Genomic DNA, 16,408 nt, shown 5'->3' with positions numbered 1-16,408 from the left:
ATGCATCAACAAAGTGTAGTAAAGATGAGAACTTATAAAAGAAAAACACCTGCAATAAAAAATATTACAGGTGTCTAATTAAATATATTTGTCTAATAATCTGTATCGATTATTTAGGACTAGTCATTGAAAGTTGAAAATTAATATCTTATAAGAATTCTCCGTGTTGAGAGATATCTAAACCAAGTTCTTCTTTTTCTTCAGTAACTCTTAGAGGAGTAATTTTATTTACAACGAAGAATAAAATATAAGAACCTACAAAAGCAAAGATTGATACTACCACTAAAGCTGTTAATTGATTGATAAACAAAGTTGGAGTTCCGAAAATTAAACCTTGATTGTCTCCAACAGCTGGGTTAATTGCTTTTGAAGCGAAAACTCCAGTTAATAACATACCAACCATACCACCAACACCGTGACAAGCAAATACATCTAATGCATCATCAATTTTTCCTTTAGGGAATTTGCTAACTACAAGGTTACTTACAATTGCAGAGAATAAACCGATGAAAATTGCATGAGGAATACTAACAAAACCAGCTGCAGGCGTAATAGCAACAAGACCTACAACAGCTCCGATACAAGCTCCAAGAGCAGATAATTTGTGTCCTAATATTTTATCAAGGAAAACCCATGCCATTGCAGCAGCTGCAGCAGCAACAGTGGTTGTACCTAAAGCTTGTACAGCTAAACCATTTGCTCCTAATGCAGATCCAGCGTTGAAACCAAACCAGCCGAACCAAAGTAAACCTGTTCCTAATAATACATAAGTAATTCTAGCAGGATTAACTTTTTGAATTTTTCTTTTTCCTAAGAAGATTGCTCCAGCCAATGCAGCCCAGCCAGCACTCATGTGTACTACTGTTCCACCAGCGAAGTCAAGAACTCCCATTTTAAAGAAAACTCCATCAGGATGCCAAGTCATGTGAGCCAACGGAGCATATATTAATAATATAAATAAAACCATGAATAACAAATAAGCCCAGAAACGTACACGTTCTGCAAAAGCACCTGTAATTAACGCAGGAGTAATGATGGCGAATTTTGCCTGAAATAATGCGAATAACATAAAAGGAATCGTTGGCGCAAGGCTCCATGCTGTATTGGTTCCAACACCTTGAAAGAATAAATTACTGGTTGGATCTCCAATAATTCCTCCAATACTTGGTCCGAAAGCTAATCCGAAAGCTACAACAGTCCATAAAATTGTAACAATTACCATGGCCATAAAACTTTGCAGCATAGTACTAATTACGTTTTTCTTACCTACCATTCCTCCGTAGAAAAATCCTAAACCAGGAGTCATTAACAATACAAAAGCAGTTGCAACGATCATCCAAGCCGTATCTCCTGTATCAAACTTAACCGCTTCTGCAGGAATTGGGTTATCTGCAATGATAAAGTTTGATATAAAGGTTAGTACCAAAATAGTGATAAGAATCACACTTAAAATAATTTTTCGCATAGTTATTTAGTTTTAAAATTTTTTATAAAAGTATAAAATGATTTCATACCCCCTAAAAAAATAGGGTTCAATGTTTAATTTTTGTTAAATTTAAAATTTGAACCCTTAAATTTTGCGTGAATTTGTTAAAACAGACTTAAAATTTGTAATTCGGCAACATTTTTTTTCTCCTTACTAAGACTTTTGATAATTTTTGGGTTAATTGATTGTTACTTTTTGCGATATATTGGATATTTGTTGTTTAAAAACATCTGATAATTTTTGAGAATAAGATTTTTTTAATGTTTTTAACAATTTTAATGATTAAAATACAAGAATGGAAAATAGGAAAATTAAATGGGGAATTATTGGTCTTGGCAATATAGCCAATCAGTTTGCAGCAGATTTATTATTAGTTGAAGATGCAGAGCTAACAGCTGTTGCATCAAGAGATATTTCGAAGGCAGAGCAGTTTGCAGAAAAATTTAATGCTTCAAGAATATATAATTCATACGATTTACTTTTTGAAGATAAAGAAGTTGAAATTATTTACATAGCGACACCGCATAATTCGCATGCGTCATTATCGATAAAAGCGCTTGAAAATGGGAAACATGTTATTTGTGAAAAACCAATGTCTTTGTCTTATAAAGATACCAAGCTTATGATTGAAGCTTCTAAAAAGTTCAACAGGTTTTTTATGGAAGCTTTCTGGACGCGCTTTATCCCTTCTGTTCAAGATGTTTTACAAAAGATAAATAGCGGAGTCATAGGAAGCATAAATTATATAAAAGCCGATTTTGCCTTTCACGGAAGTGAAATCGAAAATAAAAGACTTTTTGATAAAGATTTAGGAGGCGGAGCGCTATTTGATATTGGTGTTTATCCTTTGTTCCTGTCTTATATACTATTAGGAAAACCAAAAGAGATTATTGCAAAAGCGGTAAAGCATAAAAATGATATTGATTTGCAGACTTCTATGATACTGCAATACGAATCTGCTCAATCGGTTTTGCACGCTTCAATTGTTTCAGAGTCTGATATGAAAGCTTCAATAAGCGGTTCAAAAGGGAGAATCGAATTGAATTCGCCTTGGTATGTGGCAGATGGGTATTCTTTATTTATAAATGATGAAAAAGAAGCAGTTGTCAGTTTACCAACATTAGGAAAAGGCTATTCTCATGAAATACTAGAATGCCATAATTGTATTCGAAATAACCAGATAGAAAGTGAACTTTGGTCACATCAGAATAGTTTGGATTTGAGTAAGATTGTGGAGGAAATTAAGATCCAAATCAAGCTTCCATTTTAATTTTAAAAATTTTGTAATAAAATATTTACATAATAATAATTTTTCATTAGTTTTAAAAACATTTAATGAAAAGATATTTATGTTAGTAAAAGTTTATGGAAGTGCCGTTTTTGGCGTAGAGGCAACGACAATTACAGTCGAAGTTCATATGGATAAAGGGATTGGTTATCATTTAGTTGGACTTCCAGACAATGCTATAAAAGAAAGCAGTTTCCGAATCGCGGCAGCACTTAAAAATAATGGTTTCGGTATGCCTGGAAAAAGAATTACCATTAATATGGCGCCGGCAGACCTTAGAAAAGAGGGTTCGTCTTACGATTTGACCTTGGCAATGGGAATTCTAGTCGGTTCAGATCAGATAAAAGCGCCAGAAATTGAGCGATATATTATTATGGGTGAACTTTCTTTAGACGGAAGTCTGCAGCCTATTCGCGGTGCTTTACCAATTGCCATCAAAGCAAAAGAAGAAGGTTATAAAGGTTTTTTTCTTCCCATTCAAAATGTAAAGGAAGCGGCGATTGTATCCGATTTAGATGTTTATGGCGTAGAGAATCTAAAAGAAATCATTGACTTTTTTGCTGGAAAAGGTACGCTTCAGCCAACAGTAATAGATACGAGGGCAGAATTTTATAAAACGTTGGATTTTCCAGAATTTGATTTTTCAGATGTTCGCGGACAAGAAAGTATTAAACGCTGTATGGAAATTGCAGCAGCGGGAGGTCACAACATTATTTTAATAGGCCCGCCTGGAGCTGGAAAAACGATGCTGGCAAAACGTGTTCCGAGTATTCTGCCTCCTATGACTTTGCGGGAAGCACTTGAAACTACTAAAATTCATAGTGTTGCGGGAAAATTAAAAGAAGTTGGTTTAATGAATCAGCGTCCATTTAGAAGTCCACACCATACCATTTCGAATGTGGCTTTGGTTGGTGGCGGCAGTTATCCGCAGCCGGGAGAAATTTCGATGGCGCATAATGGTGTTTTGTTTTTGGATGAATTACCAGAATTTAAACGAGATGTTCTTGAAGTAATGCGCCAGCCGTTAGAAGATCGGGAAGTTACTATTTCGCGCGCTAAGTTTACGATTACCTATCCGTCTTCTTTTATGCTTGTGGCCAGTATGAACCCAAGTCCGAGTGGTTTTTTTAACGATCCAAGCACGCCAAATACCTCTTCTCCACACGAAATGCAGCGCTATATGAGTAAAATATCGGGTCCGTTATTAGACAGAATAGACATTCATATAGAAGTTACACCAGTTCCGTTTGAAAAATTGGCCGATGAAAAAAAAGCAGAAAGTAGTGTAGAAATTCGGAAACGTGTAACTGCAGCACGCGAAATTCAAACCAAACGATTTGAAGCGATAGAAAATGTTCATTACAATGCTCAAATGAGCAGTAAATTAATTAGGGAATATTGTGTTTTAGATGACGCTTCAAAAGAGCTGTTGAAAACCGCAATGGAAAGACTGAATCTTTCCGCTCGAGCGTATGACAGAATTTTGAAAGTTTCCAGAACCATTGCCGATTTAGATGATGCGCCCAGTATAGTTTCGTCGCATATTGCAGAAGCAATTCAGTATAGAAGTTTGGATCGAGAAGGATGGCTGGGATAAATTCATTTTAGTCCTGATAATAATTATCAGGGCTAATTTTTTATTTTTCAGTCTTGAATATTTCAGTTTACTATTTTGAAATATTCCAAAAACTCATTTTTCTTCTCGTAACAAAACCCAGTTTTTCGTATAATTTTACAGCTCCAATGTTACTTTCTACGACATGTAAAAAAGGAGTTTTACCTTCTTCGAAAATTTTGTTTACAACATAGGCAGTCAATTGTTTGGCATATCCTTTTCCAGTGTAATCTGGATGAGTGATGATAGCGCTGACTTCTGTAAAATGATTCATTTTCATGCGTTCACCTGCAACAGCAATTAATTTTTTATCTATAAGGATTCCGTAGTAATTTCCCAGCGCAGCTGTTTTTGGTTTAAAATATCCAGGCTGTACTAAATTGACTAAATCCAATAATTCTTTAGTATGCTCATCTGTAAGTTTGATGATTTCATTTTTAGGAGTTAGTTGAATTTTTTTAGAGATAATCATTTGAAGGCAGACCAATTCTTTGATGATCTTTAAAGGACTTGAAATGCTAGGCTTTTCTCCAACAATATAAAAATTTTCACATAATGAGGCGTAGTCAGCAGTTGCTTTTTCAGTTTTTTCGAGGTTTATAAAGCCCCCAAAAGGACAATAATCGGGATTATAAAATTTTACTCCGTTATAATCAAGGCAAAATTTTTCGTGATTTTCAGATAAAGAATTCAAGACAGGATTGTCCAGTTTATTTTCGTCAATATTATTCATTTTTATTTTTTGCTTGAGGGTAGAAGATTTTAAATGAGTTCGATACTGCTGGATGAAGGATAGTTGCGTGGTTTTCATCTGGTAAATAATCAAAATAAACTTTGATGTTTTTACTTTTAGATTTTTTTATTTTTTCAGTCAATAAATTAGCATCTACTTCCATAACTCGCGGAATTGTTGTGGGAGTTAAGCCTTCTTTTCCAACTGCAATATAAATGTCGGTCTGCTGTTTAAAATCTTCTTTCAGTATTTCTGAATCTAAATCAAGTAAAGAACCATTATTCCACCACAGACTCGGACTTACAATGACGTATTTATTAAAAAGAAAAGGCTTTTTAAACAAAATTTCAGTTTCTAATAATCCGCCTAAAGATTGGCCAATAATAGTTTTCGAATCATTTGTCTTATATCTTTGCTCAATAAAAGGCTGTAGTTCCTTTTCGATAAAAGCAATAAAACGATCCGAATGACCACCGCTTGGAAAACGGCTTTTATCACTTTCAATAGTTGTTGGAAATGTAAAATCCCTTCTTCTGTCTACAGTTGCAATTCCTACTACAATTGATTTTGGAACTTGGTTGATCCACTCAAAACTATTAAATTGAACTAAACCAGTAATGTGTATAAAATCTTCATTGGCAGAGCCATCAAGTAAATATATAACAGGATATTTTGTGTTTTCAGAAGGATTGTAACCTTCAGGAAGATAAATATTTAGTATTCTTTTTTCGTTAAGTTCTTTGGATTGAATTTCGTCAATAACACCTAAAACGAATGGTTTTTGTATTTCTGCAGCTTTGGTTTTGTTTTTTTGGCTGAATATTAAAGTGAAAGAAAAAAGAAAGAAAGCCAGGGTAATAAATTTGTTCATTGAAGTAAGCAGGTAAAAGTATAAAAACGAAAATACGAATTTAATACATCAAATCCCCTTTTTTACCCCAGCTTTATTAGTAATTTAAGATTATTTATTGCTCTGCAAAAATCGCATCTAAACCTTCCATTGCAATGGTAAATCCTTCTTTAAAGCCCATTTGAATTATCGCTTCCAAATCAGATAGTTTTTCGTGCTTGATTACAATATCAACAAATGTAGAACTGCCTTGCTTCGAAAAAGTTACATCCCAATCCGAACGCGGAAATTCGGTATTTAAATTTCCTTCACTGTCTGAAAAAGCATCCAGATATTTAAAATTGGTTTTCGGACTTATCGAAGTAAAATCGGCGATTGCCCAATGTTCTTCACCTTCTGGGCCAAGCATTGCATACAATCTGCGTCCGCCTTCTTTAAAATCCATACTTTTTGTTTTTGATTTCCATGGTGCCGGCGCCCACCATTGATCCAAAATTGCTGCTTCTGTCCAAGCAGACCAAACGTTTGCTAGAGAAGCACTAAACTCGCGTTTTACATTTACAGTATTATTTTCCTTGTTTACAGTAAAATTCATTAATAGATTCGATTTCATTTTCTTTAGATTTTAAATTTATTAATAGTTATTTCTTAGAATAATTTTATTTATTTGTTTCCAGAATTTTATCTAAACCTTCCATCGCAATTGTAAAGCCTTCTTTGAAACCCATTTCAATTATTTTTTCTAATTCTTCTAAACTGTCGCGCTTAATCGCAATAGCAACAATTGTAGAATCTCCCTCTTCAGAGAAAGTAATGTCCCAATAAGAACTGCCTAAAGCAGAATTTGGAAGCCCTTCTGAATCACAGAAAGTAGACGAATGTTTAAAATTTGTTTTAGGAGAAATTGAATTATATTCAAATACAGCCCAGCGTTCATCTCCCTCAGGACTCACCATCGCATACAATCTTTTTCCGCCCTCTCTAAATTCCATAAACTTTGTTTTGGATTTAAACGGAGCCGGCGCCCACCACAAATCCAGAATGGAAGCTTCTGTCCAGGCAGACCAAACGTTTGACAATGACGCCTTAAATTCGCGTTTTACATTTACTGTTTTATTTTCCTTGTCTACAGAAAAATTCATTAAAAGATCAGATTTCATTTTCTTTAGATTTTAAATTCATTAATACTTGATCCAATTGGTCAAAACGCTGTTCCCAAATCTTTTTAAATTGCTCCAGCCAATGATCTATTTCTTTCATTTTATCTATTTTGAGCTGATAATAAATTTCTCTGCCTAATTTTTTTTCTTCCAGCAAATCACATTCATTCAGTATTTTAATGTGTTTAGAAACGGCTTGTCTTGTAGTTTGAAACTGTTCTGCAATTGCATTTGGTGTCAACGCAGTTGAAGAAATCAAAACTAAAATTGCTCTGCGGGTAGGATCGGCAATGGCCTGAAAAATATCTCGTTTCATTTTAAAATAGAATTACGCAACTAATTAGTTGCGAATATAAGCAGCTTTTTGGTTGCGTAACGTAAAAAAGTGATTTTTTTTAATTGAAATATCGTAAACAAAAAAAGACGCATATTTAATGCGCCCTTTTATATCGTTTTTAGGTGTTATCGTCTAAATTTATTTCTGACAATAATATCTTTAAGTTTTGCTTTTAAGTCTTCACCCGTATCAAAAACCATTTGTTCGTTATTAGGAAAAGGAACAGCACGCTTAGAAAAATAGCTTTGATAATTATCGTCGCAGGCATTTCGGTCTCCTTTATATTTCGAATAAATATTCTCAAAAACATATTCGCTGCTAATAGGAAAAGTCTGCACCAGCTGATTTGATTTCAAATCTACATAATCAACTTTAGCAGTTACCAAACAAGATTTAAATTGTCTGAATTCATAAACACTTGCGCGAAGTATTTTATAATTATCCACTTTAATCTCTTTGCCCAAACTATCTTTTACAGGTCTTCCGCGACTGTCCAGAAGTGTTTTTACACCGTCTTTAATTTGTCTTTCCTTCACAAATTCTTTTTCTTTAATCTGTTCTGGCGAGATTGCAATTTGTCTAAAATTAATAATCAAACTATAATCGTACGTTACATTTTTTTGTCTTGCGATATGGTAAACCGTCCATTTATCATTAAGTCCGTACGTTTTAAAATCCAGCAAATCATCCTGAAGCATTTTCGGAATCACCATATTGGTTTCATTTTTTGCATACACATCCACAAAATCAGTTCCTTTAAAAAGTGCATCATCCATTAATTTCTTGGTGTTCTTATACCCTGGATTTATACTTTCCAAATAAGCAAAATCATCATACGCCTTTCTAAAATCCATTTTGTTGTTCGATTTCAAAAGGTTAGAAGCGTTCTCGTACAAATATTTTGAAAGTGCATTTTTGCTGTTTACAATTTCATTGGAATAATTATCAAACGGAAAATTCGCATTTCTGCCTTGCTTTATTAATTTCAAAGGCAAAATCGGACTAATTTTTTCCTGACGGTTATTGAGTTGTAAATACGTATTGTAGATTCGCTCGGCATTTGCCGGATTGTTATCTTTAGAAAGCATTTCCAGATTACGGAGGTCACGGTCTTTCGCTTTTGCAAAAGCCTCTTCGAGCAAATACACATAATCTTGTTTTCCTTTTGCATCCTTATTTGTCCTCAAAGCCTCTACAGCGCGATCAATAGCACCGTCATAATTTCCGTCGCTTATTAACGCCTGAGTCGTTTTTACCCCGCACGAAGAAAGAACCAAAAAGAATATAAAAAATAGTAAAGTAGTTTTTTGCATAGTATCTCTTTTGAAGGTGTAAATATATCTTTTTTAACTTTCAACAACTATGCCTTTTTTTTGGATTTATTTTAAGGAGCAGAAATCAATTTTTCATAAGAACCTTTAGTCCCGCTTTCGCCTTTATCTCGCATCCCGATAGTCATCGGGATGCGAGGATATCGGCTCTATCGGGGCTAGATTAGATCTTTAGTTTTTCATAATAAATAAAGTTAACTACACTGGAGAAGGTGAAGTTTGTAATTGCGAGGAACGGATGCAAAGTGAAATAACAAATCTTTGTGGAACCCCCCGTGTGCGATTTCTCCTTTCGACGAAATGACACAAACTGGCTGAAAAATAAAGATTTAAATTTTCAGCATGATTTTTTGTGCGTAATTTGCTTTAAAGGAAGAATACTTAATCTTCCCAAGTTTCAATCAAATTATCTTTCCATAATTTTTCGGCAAACTCTTTAAAGACTTTTGGACCTTTTTTAAAGTTCTCATCCAGTTTATATTCACCGCCTATAAATTGTTTTTCACCATTATCTAAAACTCCAACCTGAACTTTGCTTTCGCCGCGTATCGCATATTTCTGCTGGTCTTCGTACATAATAATTTTCATGTCACAAGGGCTCACATCACCGTGACAGGTTGTTTTATACATCAGCCACGTTTCGGCAATTCCGTTATTATTTAAATCAGTAATTTGAAAAGAGTTTTTTACAAACGAGGCCACAATATCAACCGGACAATCGGCAATAAAATCGTAAACTTTCCAAGTTTGTTTTACCTCATTTCCAGAAACTATAAAATGATACGCAAACAATTCAGCATCTGATCCATCAGTTTCATGCTCAAACTTTTTGTTAATATGATAGCCTGTTTCAGTAGTAATAACAATATTATCACCAAGTTTATCTTTCCAGCGAACAGCATTTTTTACAAAACCTTCGTATTTAATCACGCTTGGAAATTGGGTAGAATCGATTTTTTGTACGTTTAAAACGAACTGTTCTTCTTTGTTTGATTCCGTATTTGAAATAACTTGAGTTTCTTGTTTTTTATCTTCTTTACAACTTGAAAAAAGAATTATAAATAAAAAAAAGAATAGAATATTTTTCATCATTATTTTAAATTAATCGATTTGCATACCGCTTTCCTCATCAAATTGTTTTTTCTCTTCATTGGTCATTCTGTTTCGCAAAACCTTTATCGCGTAGCCGCCAAATAATTTACCATTTTCTAGATACATCCAATCGCTTATTTTAGACGGATCAATATCTATTTTGTCACCTGCTTTGAATTCTGTAACATATTCGGGTTCGTTATTTAAAATACCAGAATATTTACCGTCTTTAAATACAATATCTCCAATCCACATATGTTCGATGCCTTTAGCATTTGAAAACTTAATCTTTAAAGCCTGACTGTCAGCATTCGGATTCGATAATCCAGCGTTAAAATCATTCAATGTCTCATTTGCTTTTAGTATTGCCGCATTCATTTCTTCATTTTCGCTTTCAACACCATAAATTGTTGGTTCGTTTTCTCTTTCAATTTTATTTGATTCTTTACAGCCTGCAAGAAAAAGGATGCTTAGTAATACCAGAAATTTTATTTTCATAATTTAAAATAGTTTAAAAGTTAGATTCCGTATAATTTTATTCCTGCTGAATCCATTCGTATTTTCCTTTTTTTATATAAATAATACCGCCGCCGCAGCTTTCTTCGGCATGAATAAATATTCCGTCATTTGGGAGTTTAATTTTGTCTTCTTCTTTTACTTCTTCTTCAGCCATTATTTCGCCGTCGTCATTTACATTATTCCAGTACATTTCACCTTTTGGAGCTTTTTCAAATATTCCGGCCCAGTCAATTTCATCAAAACCTTGTGCTAAAACAGTATTTCCCAGACCAAGAAAATCAGTTCTTTTTCCGTTTCCGAAAGTTATTTTCAAACCGCTTTTATCGCTTTTTGTACTTCTTACTATTTCTACGGTTTCGTTTTTTCCGTCTCCATCCAAATCACATAAAATTTTGTTCGTTTTATGCTTGGAAGAAAGTACGATTGTATCTGTTTTTGGAGTTTCAGATGTTGTTTTTAAAGCAATTTCTAACGTATCTTTTTCTTGTTTTTTTGGTGTTTCAATTATGGTTTGTTTTTCTTTTTTACAAGAAATCGCAATTAAAGATAAAAGGATTAGAATTCTAATTTTCATAGTTAGTATTTTGGCTTGGAAAAATTCAAGATGCTAATATAAAAAAATACGTACGAAATTCGGCTGTTTTTTATACATTCTATATAACTAGAATTACAATATTCCTTCTAGCCATTTTAGAAAAATTAAATATACTTCAGCCACCAATACTGCTTTTCAGCTTTATATTTCCCGAACCATTGACAAGGTTTATATAGCAGTGCCACAACCAAAATCCAGATACAATAAATTGACCAAAGAGGCAGACCGCTTTCAACGCCTTTAGGTCTGCCAAAAGTTCCTGCAGCAAATTCCAATTGCTGCCAATTGAAGCCTTGTGCGAAAAGCATAAAAAGCGTTAGAATATGAATGACATAAAAGTGAACGACAAAATAAAACAAAGGCACTTTTCCGTAAACCAAGGTAACTTTTTTAACCGTATTATGAAATTGTTCCGCAAAGGCGAGCAGTAAAAACAGAATTCCTAAAGTCACTAAACAGAATAGGAGCGATGGCGGATATTTCGTTACATTCATAAAAGATAAAAACGTAAAAACCAAATCTTTTTGCGCAGTCCACAAAGCGGGATCGCCATAAATATTTATAATCCGAAATACGATAAACAAAGCCAAAGCGCTCAAACCAATTTTCAGAAATAGTTTTTTTCTTTGTGTTTCTGCGAGTTCGAAGAATTTGCCTGTGGCAAAGCCAACGAGCATAATTCCTAGCCACGGAATAGGCGGGTAGCCCATAATAAATGCTTTTCCAGCAAACGGAAATACAACTGGGCCAAATAATGGCGTTAAAATCGTTTTTAAAACTGAATTTTCTGCGAACGGAATAAGCGGTAAAAGATTATGGAAAAAGATAATTACCAGTCCAATTATACCTAATATCTTGGAACGAACCTTTAGCAGTAAACTTAAAATAACAAACCCAAAACCTATCGCGGCTATTACTTCAAATAAAAGTGTGTGAAAACCAATATCGAAAAACAATCCAAAATTGACTATTGTAAATTCGAGTAAGATTAACCAAAGTCCTCTTTTTAATAAAAGCTGTCTGGTTTTGGTAAAATCGTTTTTGTTTTGAAGTGAAAGATAAATTGAAGTTCCCGCCAAGAAAACAAAAATAGGCGCACACAAATGCGTAATCCAGCGTGTAAAAAACAACAAAGGTGAAGTAGAAGCCAAATCAGTCGGACTCTGCGTAATCGAATCGACGTGCATCAAATCCCAAACATGATCGAGAGCCATAATAACCATTACAATGCCGCGAACAATATCTATTGATGGCTGTCGTTTCATGAGTTTGATTTTTAAATACTTAAGGTAAATCTAATAAATTATCTTTTAAGTATTTAACCATTTTTTGATAAAATTAATTTATTGGATTTTTTATGAAATATAAAATGATTTGCCTCCAGTTTTAACTGGAGGTATTTGTTGCTAAAAGGAAAAAGGCTTTAGCCAAAAGAAATGCGCTTTTTGGCTAAAGCCTTAATATTAAAGCCTTTTATTAACCTCCAGCTAAAGCTGTAGGCAATTGATATTGATTTTTATGATTTTCTGATCTTCACCTGATACACAATTTCCCAAAAAATAATGGAAAAAAAAGCATTGGCAAATATGGCAGTTTTAACCTGATACGGATCGTAATTTATAAGAAGATGTAAATTAGTAAATTGCAAAGCTAGAAATAATGACAAAGCTGCAATTGCAATAGCAAATATTATATTTAAAACTGGTTTCCATTTTAAAGCTAGGAAAGCATAAATAAGATTAAAAACAGCAAAACCGCAACCTAAAGTAATATAGGGATCTGTCTTCAATACTTGTCCTAACGAAAGAAAAACGGATGTTGAAGTAAGATATAAAAAGAATAGGATTGAGTAGAGTAGGATTCGTATCTGCGGTTTCATTTTTGTATTATTTATGATGAAGATTTTTCAATACGAAGATAATATTAAAAGATGAATTCTAAGTGAAGTCAAAATATTTCCAATTCAGACTTTATTTTTATTCCAAAAGTGCCTCAATTTTAGACTCAGATTTTTCCTTTAAAGCACTTTCTGGACGAAAACTCCAAATGATTAGAAATTTTCCTTTTGCCAAATATTCTTCTGGATGTTCATCTGTTGGCTGGCCGTTTTTCCCCCACAGCAATCCTTGCAGAAATCTGTCGCCTTTAAAGGTATGTTCAAATTCAAAATACATAATAGAACCACGATCTGTTTTGCTTTTAAAACTTTGAATTGCTTTACTTTTTATAGTTCCAACAATGTTGCTGTAGGTTTCAATATCATTATAAAAACTGCAGGCCTGAGGCGTAATGCAAATATTACCGTCGCTTAAAGTATAGGTTTTTGGAATTTCTTTTGGTTTTAGTTTTAGATCAGCAATTGTCTGGCTGAATAGATTGGTGCTAAGTAGTAGAAATAATGCTGACACGGGAATCGTGATTTTCATTGTTTTTTTTGATTTGATTTTCTAAAATAGTTTTTTTTGATCTATGGTTAACAAAAGTATCTCTCTCATTTTTTGACCCCAGGAATTCCAATTTAATTCTTTGTCAAATTTCTGTCTTGACTGCAGTGATAATTCTTTAAGCTTTGTTCGATCATTTAAAAGAGTTTCAATTTGATCAGCGTATTCAATTGGTTTTGATTCAAATGGCAAAGCAAAACCATTTATATGATTTTCGATTATCGAACTAACACCTCCTGTATTTGTTGTAATTACTGGAATTCCAAATGCATTTGCTTCGCAAAATACAATGGGAGTACAATCTGCGCGAGTTGGAACAAATAAAAGATGTGTTTGAGATAATATTTTTAAAAACTCATTATATTCTTCAGCATTATTTTTATTTAGGAATGGAATAATATTTATTTTCGGATTTGTTATCTGATCTGGTGGAGTGCAGCCACAAATCGTCAATGTAACAGCGTATCCTTTATTTATTAAAATAGTAAAGGCTTCTAAAACAATGTCTCCACCTTTTCTTTTCCAGTCAACTCCCAAAAAAAGGAAATTTACGGTGCCAGTAAAATCTTTTTTTATAGTTTTTTCTGCAGGTATCGAATCTATATTGGCTCCAAAACTAACAGTGTAGATGTTTTTGCTATTAGCTTTGTAATTGTTTATTACGTAATCTGCTGCCCAATTTGATGAGTAGACCTGCGTTGTAGAATTCTTTATTGCTTTCTTCTCAATTAAATTTGATTCCTTAACGGATAAAGGAGATAATCCAGAAAAGCTTTCATAATATCCATTTATCTGACCGAAAGAGGTGTCAGACAAATAGCAGATGGGTGCACCAGTTTTTAAAAAAGCAATTTCAGTTGAGGCTGCCGGCGCAAATAAAATATCTATTTTTTTCTTTTTAAGTTGTGCATTAATTTTATAAGCATAAAATTTACTTAAGATGATGTTGTGAAAAACATTATATTTTTTAGAAAATAACTTTAAGTGAATTTTCTCAAGTATTTGAAGTGTTTTTTTTAAAGCTTTACTTTTTGGTATTGGGCCAAATAGATATACTTCGTCAAATTCATTTAATAGAGATTTATACATTCTATAATGAATACCTGACCAGCTTCTTTTATCAGTAGGATCTGTAGCAGTTAAAAATCCGACGATTTTTTTTTCTTTCATTTTTGGGGGTTGGTGGTAAAAAAAAGTACAAGATAAAAATTATTTTCTAATGAAAACAAATTTTGCATCAGGGATAGCGTTGGTATTCTTTTGTGGAGTGAAGCGAAGCAAAAGATATAGCCCAATACAGATAGCTGGCGGGACAGCCCGGAGGGAGATGCCATAAAATAGAATTTTCAATTTTTTATATTCTAAATTCCAATTGTAGTCGTTTAGGAAACCTGACAGGTTTTAAAAACCTGTCGAGTTTGGCGCTTAAATAAAGTCGATATATTATCAAGACTTTGTGGTTACTTTTCGTGGGCTTCGACTTTGCTCAACCTGAGAAAGGCATTAATCTAAAATCTATCCTAAAGCTTCAACTTCGATCAGCCTGACAAACACATTAATCTAAAATCTATCCCGAGGCTTCGGGACTAAAATCTAAAATAAAAAAATCCCGCCTCAATTAAGAAACGGGATTAACTAGATATTCTCTTTTTTTTTATTTTTAAACTGTTGCAGCAATTTCTTGTGGCAACGGAATTTGATTTTTAAGTAAATCTTCGAAAGTTTCGTGAGCGCGAATTAGAATCCCTTTTCCGTCTTTCCATAAAACTTCGGCTGGTTTGTATCTTGAATTATAGTTAGATGACATTGAGAAGCAGTATGCACCAGCATTTCTGAAAGCCAAAATATCACCTTCTGTAATTTCTGAAATTCTACGGTTGTTCGCAAAAGTATCTGTCTCGCAAATGTATCCTACAACAGAGTAAAAACGCTCTTTTCCTTTTGGGTTAGAGATGTTTTCGATATAATGTTGTGAACCGTAAAACATTGGACGGATTAAATGGTTGAAACCACTGTCAACTCCAGCGAAAACTGTTGAAGTTGTTTGTTTTACTACGTTTACTTTTGCTAAGAAGAAACCTGCTTCGCTCACCAAGAATTTTCCTGGTTCGAAAATCAGCGTTAAATCTCTGCCGTATTCTGTACAGAAAGCATTGAATCTTTTTGATAACTTTTTACCTAATTCTTCAATATCTGTTTCGATATCGTCTTTTTTGTAAGGAACTTTAAATCCACTTCCGAAATCTAAGAATTCTAAATCTTTAAAATGTTTAGCCGTATCGAACAAGATTTCAGCAGCATACAAGAATACTTCGATATCTAAAATATCAGATCCTGTGTGCATGTGAATTCCCACGATGCTCATTTTTGTATTCTCTACAATTCGCAAAATATGCGGTATTTGGTGAACAGAGATTCCGAATTTACTGTCGATATGTCCAACAGAAATATTGGCATTTCCACCCGCCATTACGTGTGGGTTGATACGAATACATACTGGAATTTGTGGATATTTTGTTCCGAATTGCTCCAGAATAGATAAGTTATCAATATTGATTTGTACACCCATTGCGGCAACTTCTTCGATTTCTTCTAGAGAAACTCCGTTTGGTGTAAAGAAAATTTTGTCAGGATCATAGCCAGCATGAAGTCCCAATAAAACTTCTTGAATTGATACAGTATCTAAACCAGACCCCATGTTCTTTAATAACTGAAGAATCGCAACGTTTGACAATGCCTTCATGGCGTAATTAACTCTCAAGTTTTCTACCTTAGAGAAAGCTTTAGTTAACCTATTGTACTGAGATTGGATTTTTTCGGCATCATAAACATATAATGGACTTCCAAATTGGTCTGCTAACTGCAGTAAATCTTTTGCTTGCATTTTTAAATCATTTTGGGCAAAGTTATTACACTTTTGAGTAACGACAAATTTTTTGTAGAAAAATAACAAATTAT

17 protein-coding genes are annotated in these 16,408 nt (G+C 33.6%); 2 read left to right on the top strand and 15 right to left on the bottom strand.

Annotated elements, in window-relative coordinates:
* Positions 1–148 precede the first annotated feature (148 nt).
* A complete protein-coding gene (locus tag BSF42_RS20895; protein WP_095955034.1) occupies positions 149–1,465 on the bottom strand; it encodes an ammonium transporter in 1,317 nt (438 codons plus the stop codon).
* A gap of 316 nt (positions 1,466–1,781) precedes the next feature.
* Here BSF42_RS20895 and BSF42_RS20890 point away from each other — a divergent pair, with 316 nt between their 5' ends.
* Positions 1,782–2,756, top strand: coding sequence for a Gfo/Idh/MocA family protein (locus BSF42_RS20890; RefSeq protein WP_095955033.1), 975 nt, complete (start codon positions 1,782–1,784; stop codon positions 2,754–2,756).
* Between the two features lie 79 nt (positions 2,757–2,835).
* Positions 2,836–4,371, top strand: coding sequence for a YifB family Mg chelatase-like AAA ATPase (locus BSF42_RS20885; protein WP_095955032.1), 1,536 nt, complete (start codon positions 2,836–2,838; stop codon positions 4,369–4,371).
* Between the two features lie 70 nt (positions 4,372–4,441).
* On the opposite strand, the gene BSF42_RS20880 is transcribed toward BSF42_RS20885, so the two are convergent.
* The 14 genes from BSF42_RS20880 to lysA all read right to left on the bottom strand — a co-directional run bounded on the left by BSF42_RS20880 (position 4,442) and on the right by lysA (position 16,403).
* A complete protein-coding gene (locus tag BSF42_RS20880; RefSeq protein WP_095955031.1) occupies positions 4,442–5,122 on the bottom strand; it encodes a GNAT family N-acetyltransferase in 681 nt (226 codons plus the stop codon).
* The gene (locus tag BSF42_RS20875) at positions 5,115–5,993 is read right to left on the bottom strand and encodes an alpha/beta hydrolase (RefSeq protein WP_095955030.1); all 879 of its coding nucleotides are present in this window, start codon (positions 5,991–5,993) and stop codon (positions 5,115–5,117) included. The genes BSF42_RS20880 and BSF42_RS20875 overlap by 8 nt, the downstream gene beginning before the upstream one ends.
* Positions 5,994–6,087: 94 nt before the next feature.
* A complete protein-coding gene (locus BSF42_RS20870) occupies positions 6,088–6,585 on the bottom strand; it encodes an SRPBCC domain-containing protein (protein WP_095955029.1) in 498 nt (165 codons plus the stop codon).
* A gap of 46 nt (positions 6,586–6,631) precedes the next feature.
* On the bottom strand, positions 6,632–7,132 hold the full coding sequence (locus BSF42_RS20865; RefSeq protein WP_095955028.1) for an SRPBCC domain-containing protein: 501 nt from the start codon (positions 7,130–7,132) through the stop codon (positions 6,632–6,634).
* The gene (locus tag BSF42_RS20860; protein WP_095955027.1) at positions 7,122–7,448 is read right to left on the bottom strand and encodes a helix-turn-helix transcriptional regulator; all 327 of its coding nucleotides are present in this window, start codon (positions 7,446–7,448) and stop codon (positions 7,122–7,124) included. Before BSF42_RS20860 ends, BSF42_RS20865 begins: the two co-directional genes overlap by 11 nt.
* Before the next feature lie 146 nt (positions 7,449–7,594).
* Positions 7,595–8,782: a hypothetical protein gene (locus BSF42_RS20855; protein ID WP_095955026.1), complete on the bottom strand. Its 1,188-nt coding sequence runs from the start codon at positions 8,780–8,782 to the stop codon at positions 7,595–7,597.
* A gap of 399 nt (positions 8,783–9,181) precedes the next feature.
* Positions 9,182–9,889, bottom strand: a complete 708-nt coding sequence (locus tag BSF42_RS20850) for a M949_RS01915 family surface polysaccharide biosynthesis protein (RefSeq protein ID WP_095955042.1) — start codon at positions 9,887–9,889, stop codon at positions 9,182–9,184.
* Between the two features lie 12 nt (positions 9,890–9,901).
* Positions 9,902–10,390 carry a YegJ family protein gene (locus BSF42_RS20845; protein WP_095955025.1) on the bottom strand — a complete coding sequence of 163 codons (489 nt, stop codon included), beginning with the start codon at positions 10,388–10,390 and terminating at the stop codon, positions 9,902–9,904.
* Between the two features lie 37 nt (positions 10,391–10,427).
* A complete protein-coding gene (locus BSF42_RS20840) occupies positions 10,428–10,985 on the bottom strand; it encodes a hypothetical protein (protein ID WP_095955024.1) in 558 nt (185 codons plus the stop codon).
* 125 nt (positions 10,986–11,110) lie between these two features.
* Positions 11,111–12,271 (bottom strand): DUF1624 domain-containing protein, encoded by a 1,161-nt coding sequence (locus BSF42_RS20835; RefSeq protein ID WP_095955023.1) that lies wholly within the window; start codon positions 12,269–12,271, stop codon positions 11,111–11,113.
* A gap of 251 nt (positions 12,272–12,522) precedes the next feature.
* Positions 12,523–12,885, bottom strand: a complete 363-nt coding sequence (locus BSF42_RS20830; RefSeq protein WP_095955022.1) for a hypothetical protein — start codon at positions 12,883–12,885, stop codon at positions 12,523–12,525.
* Positions 12,886–12,982: 97 nt separating this feature from the next.
* Positions 12,983–13,432: a hypothetical protein gene (locus BSF42_RS20825; protein ID WP_095955021.1), complete on the bottom strand. Its 450-nt coding sequence runs from the start codon at positions 13,430–13,432 to the stop codon at positions 12,983–12,985.
* Between the two features lie 21 nt (positions 13,433–13,453).
* Positions 13,454–14,620, bottom strand: a complete 1,167-nt coding sequence (locus tag BSF42_RS20820) for a glycosyltransferase family 4 protein (RefSeq protein WP_095955020.1) — start codon at positions 14,618–14,620, stop codon at positions 13,454–13,456.
* A 490-nt stretch (positions 14,621–15,110) separates the two neighbouring features.
* Entirely contained in the window at positions 15,111–16,403 is a 1,293-nt protein-coding gene (gene lysA, locus BSF42_RS20815) for a diaminopimelate decarboxylase (protein WP_256385393.1), read from the bottom strand.
* Between the last annotated feature and the right edge of the window lie 5 nt (positions 16,404–16,408).

It is taken from the genome of Flavobacterium sp. ACN6 (assembly GCF_002304005.1).
Lineage (GTDB): Bacteria > Bacteroidota > Bacteroidia > Flavobacteriales > Flavobacteriaceae > Flavobacterium.
This window is presented reverse-complemented; position numbering and strand designations above follow the sequence as displayed.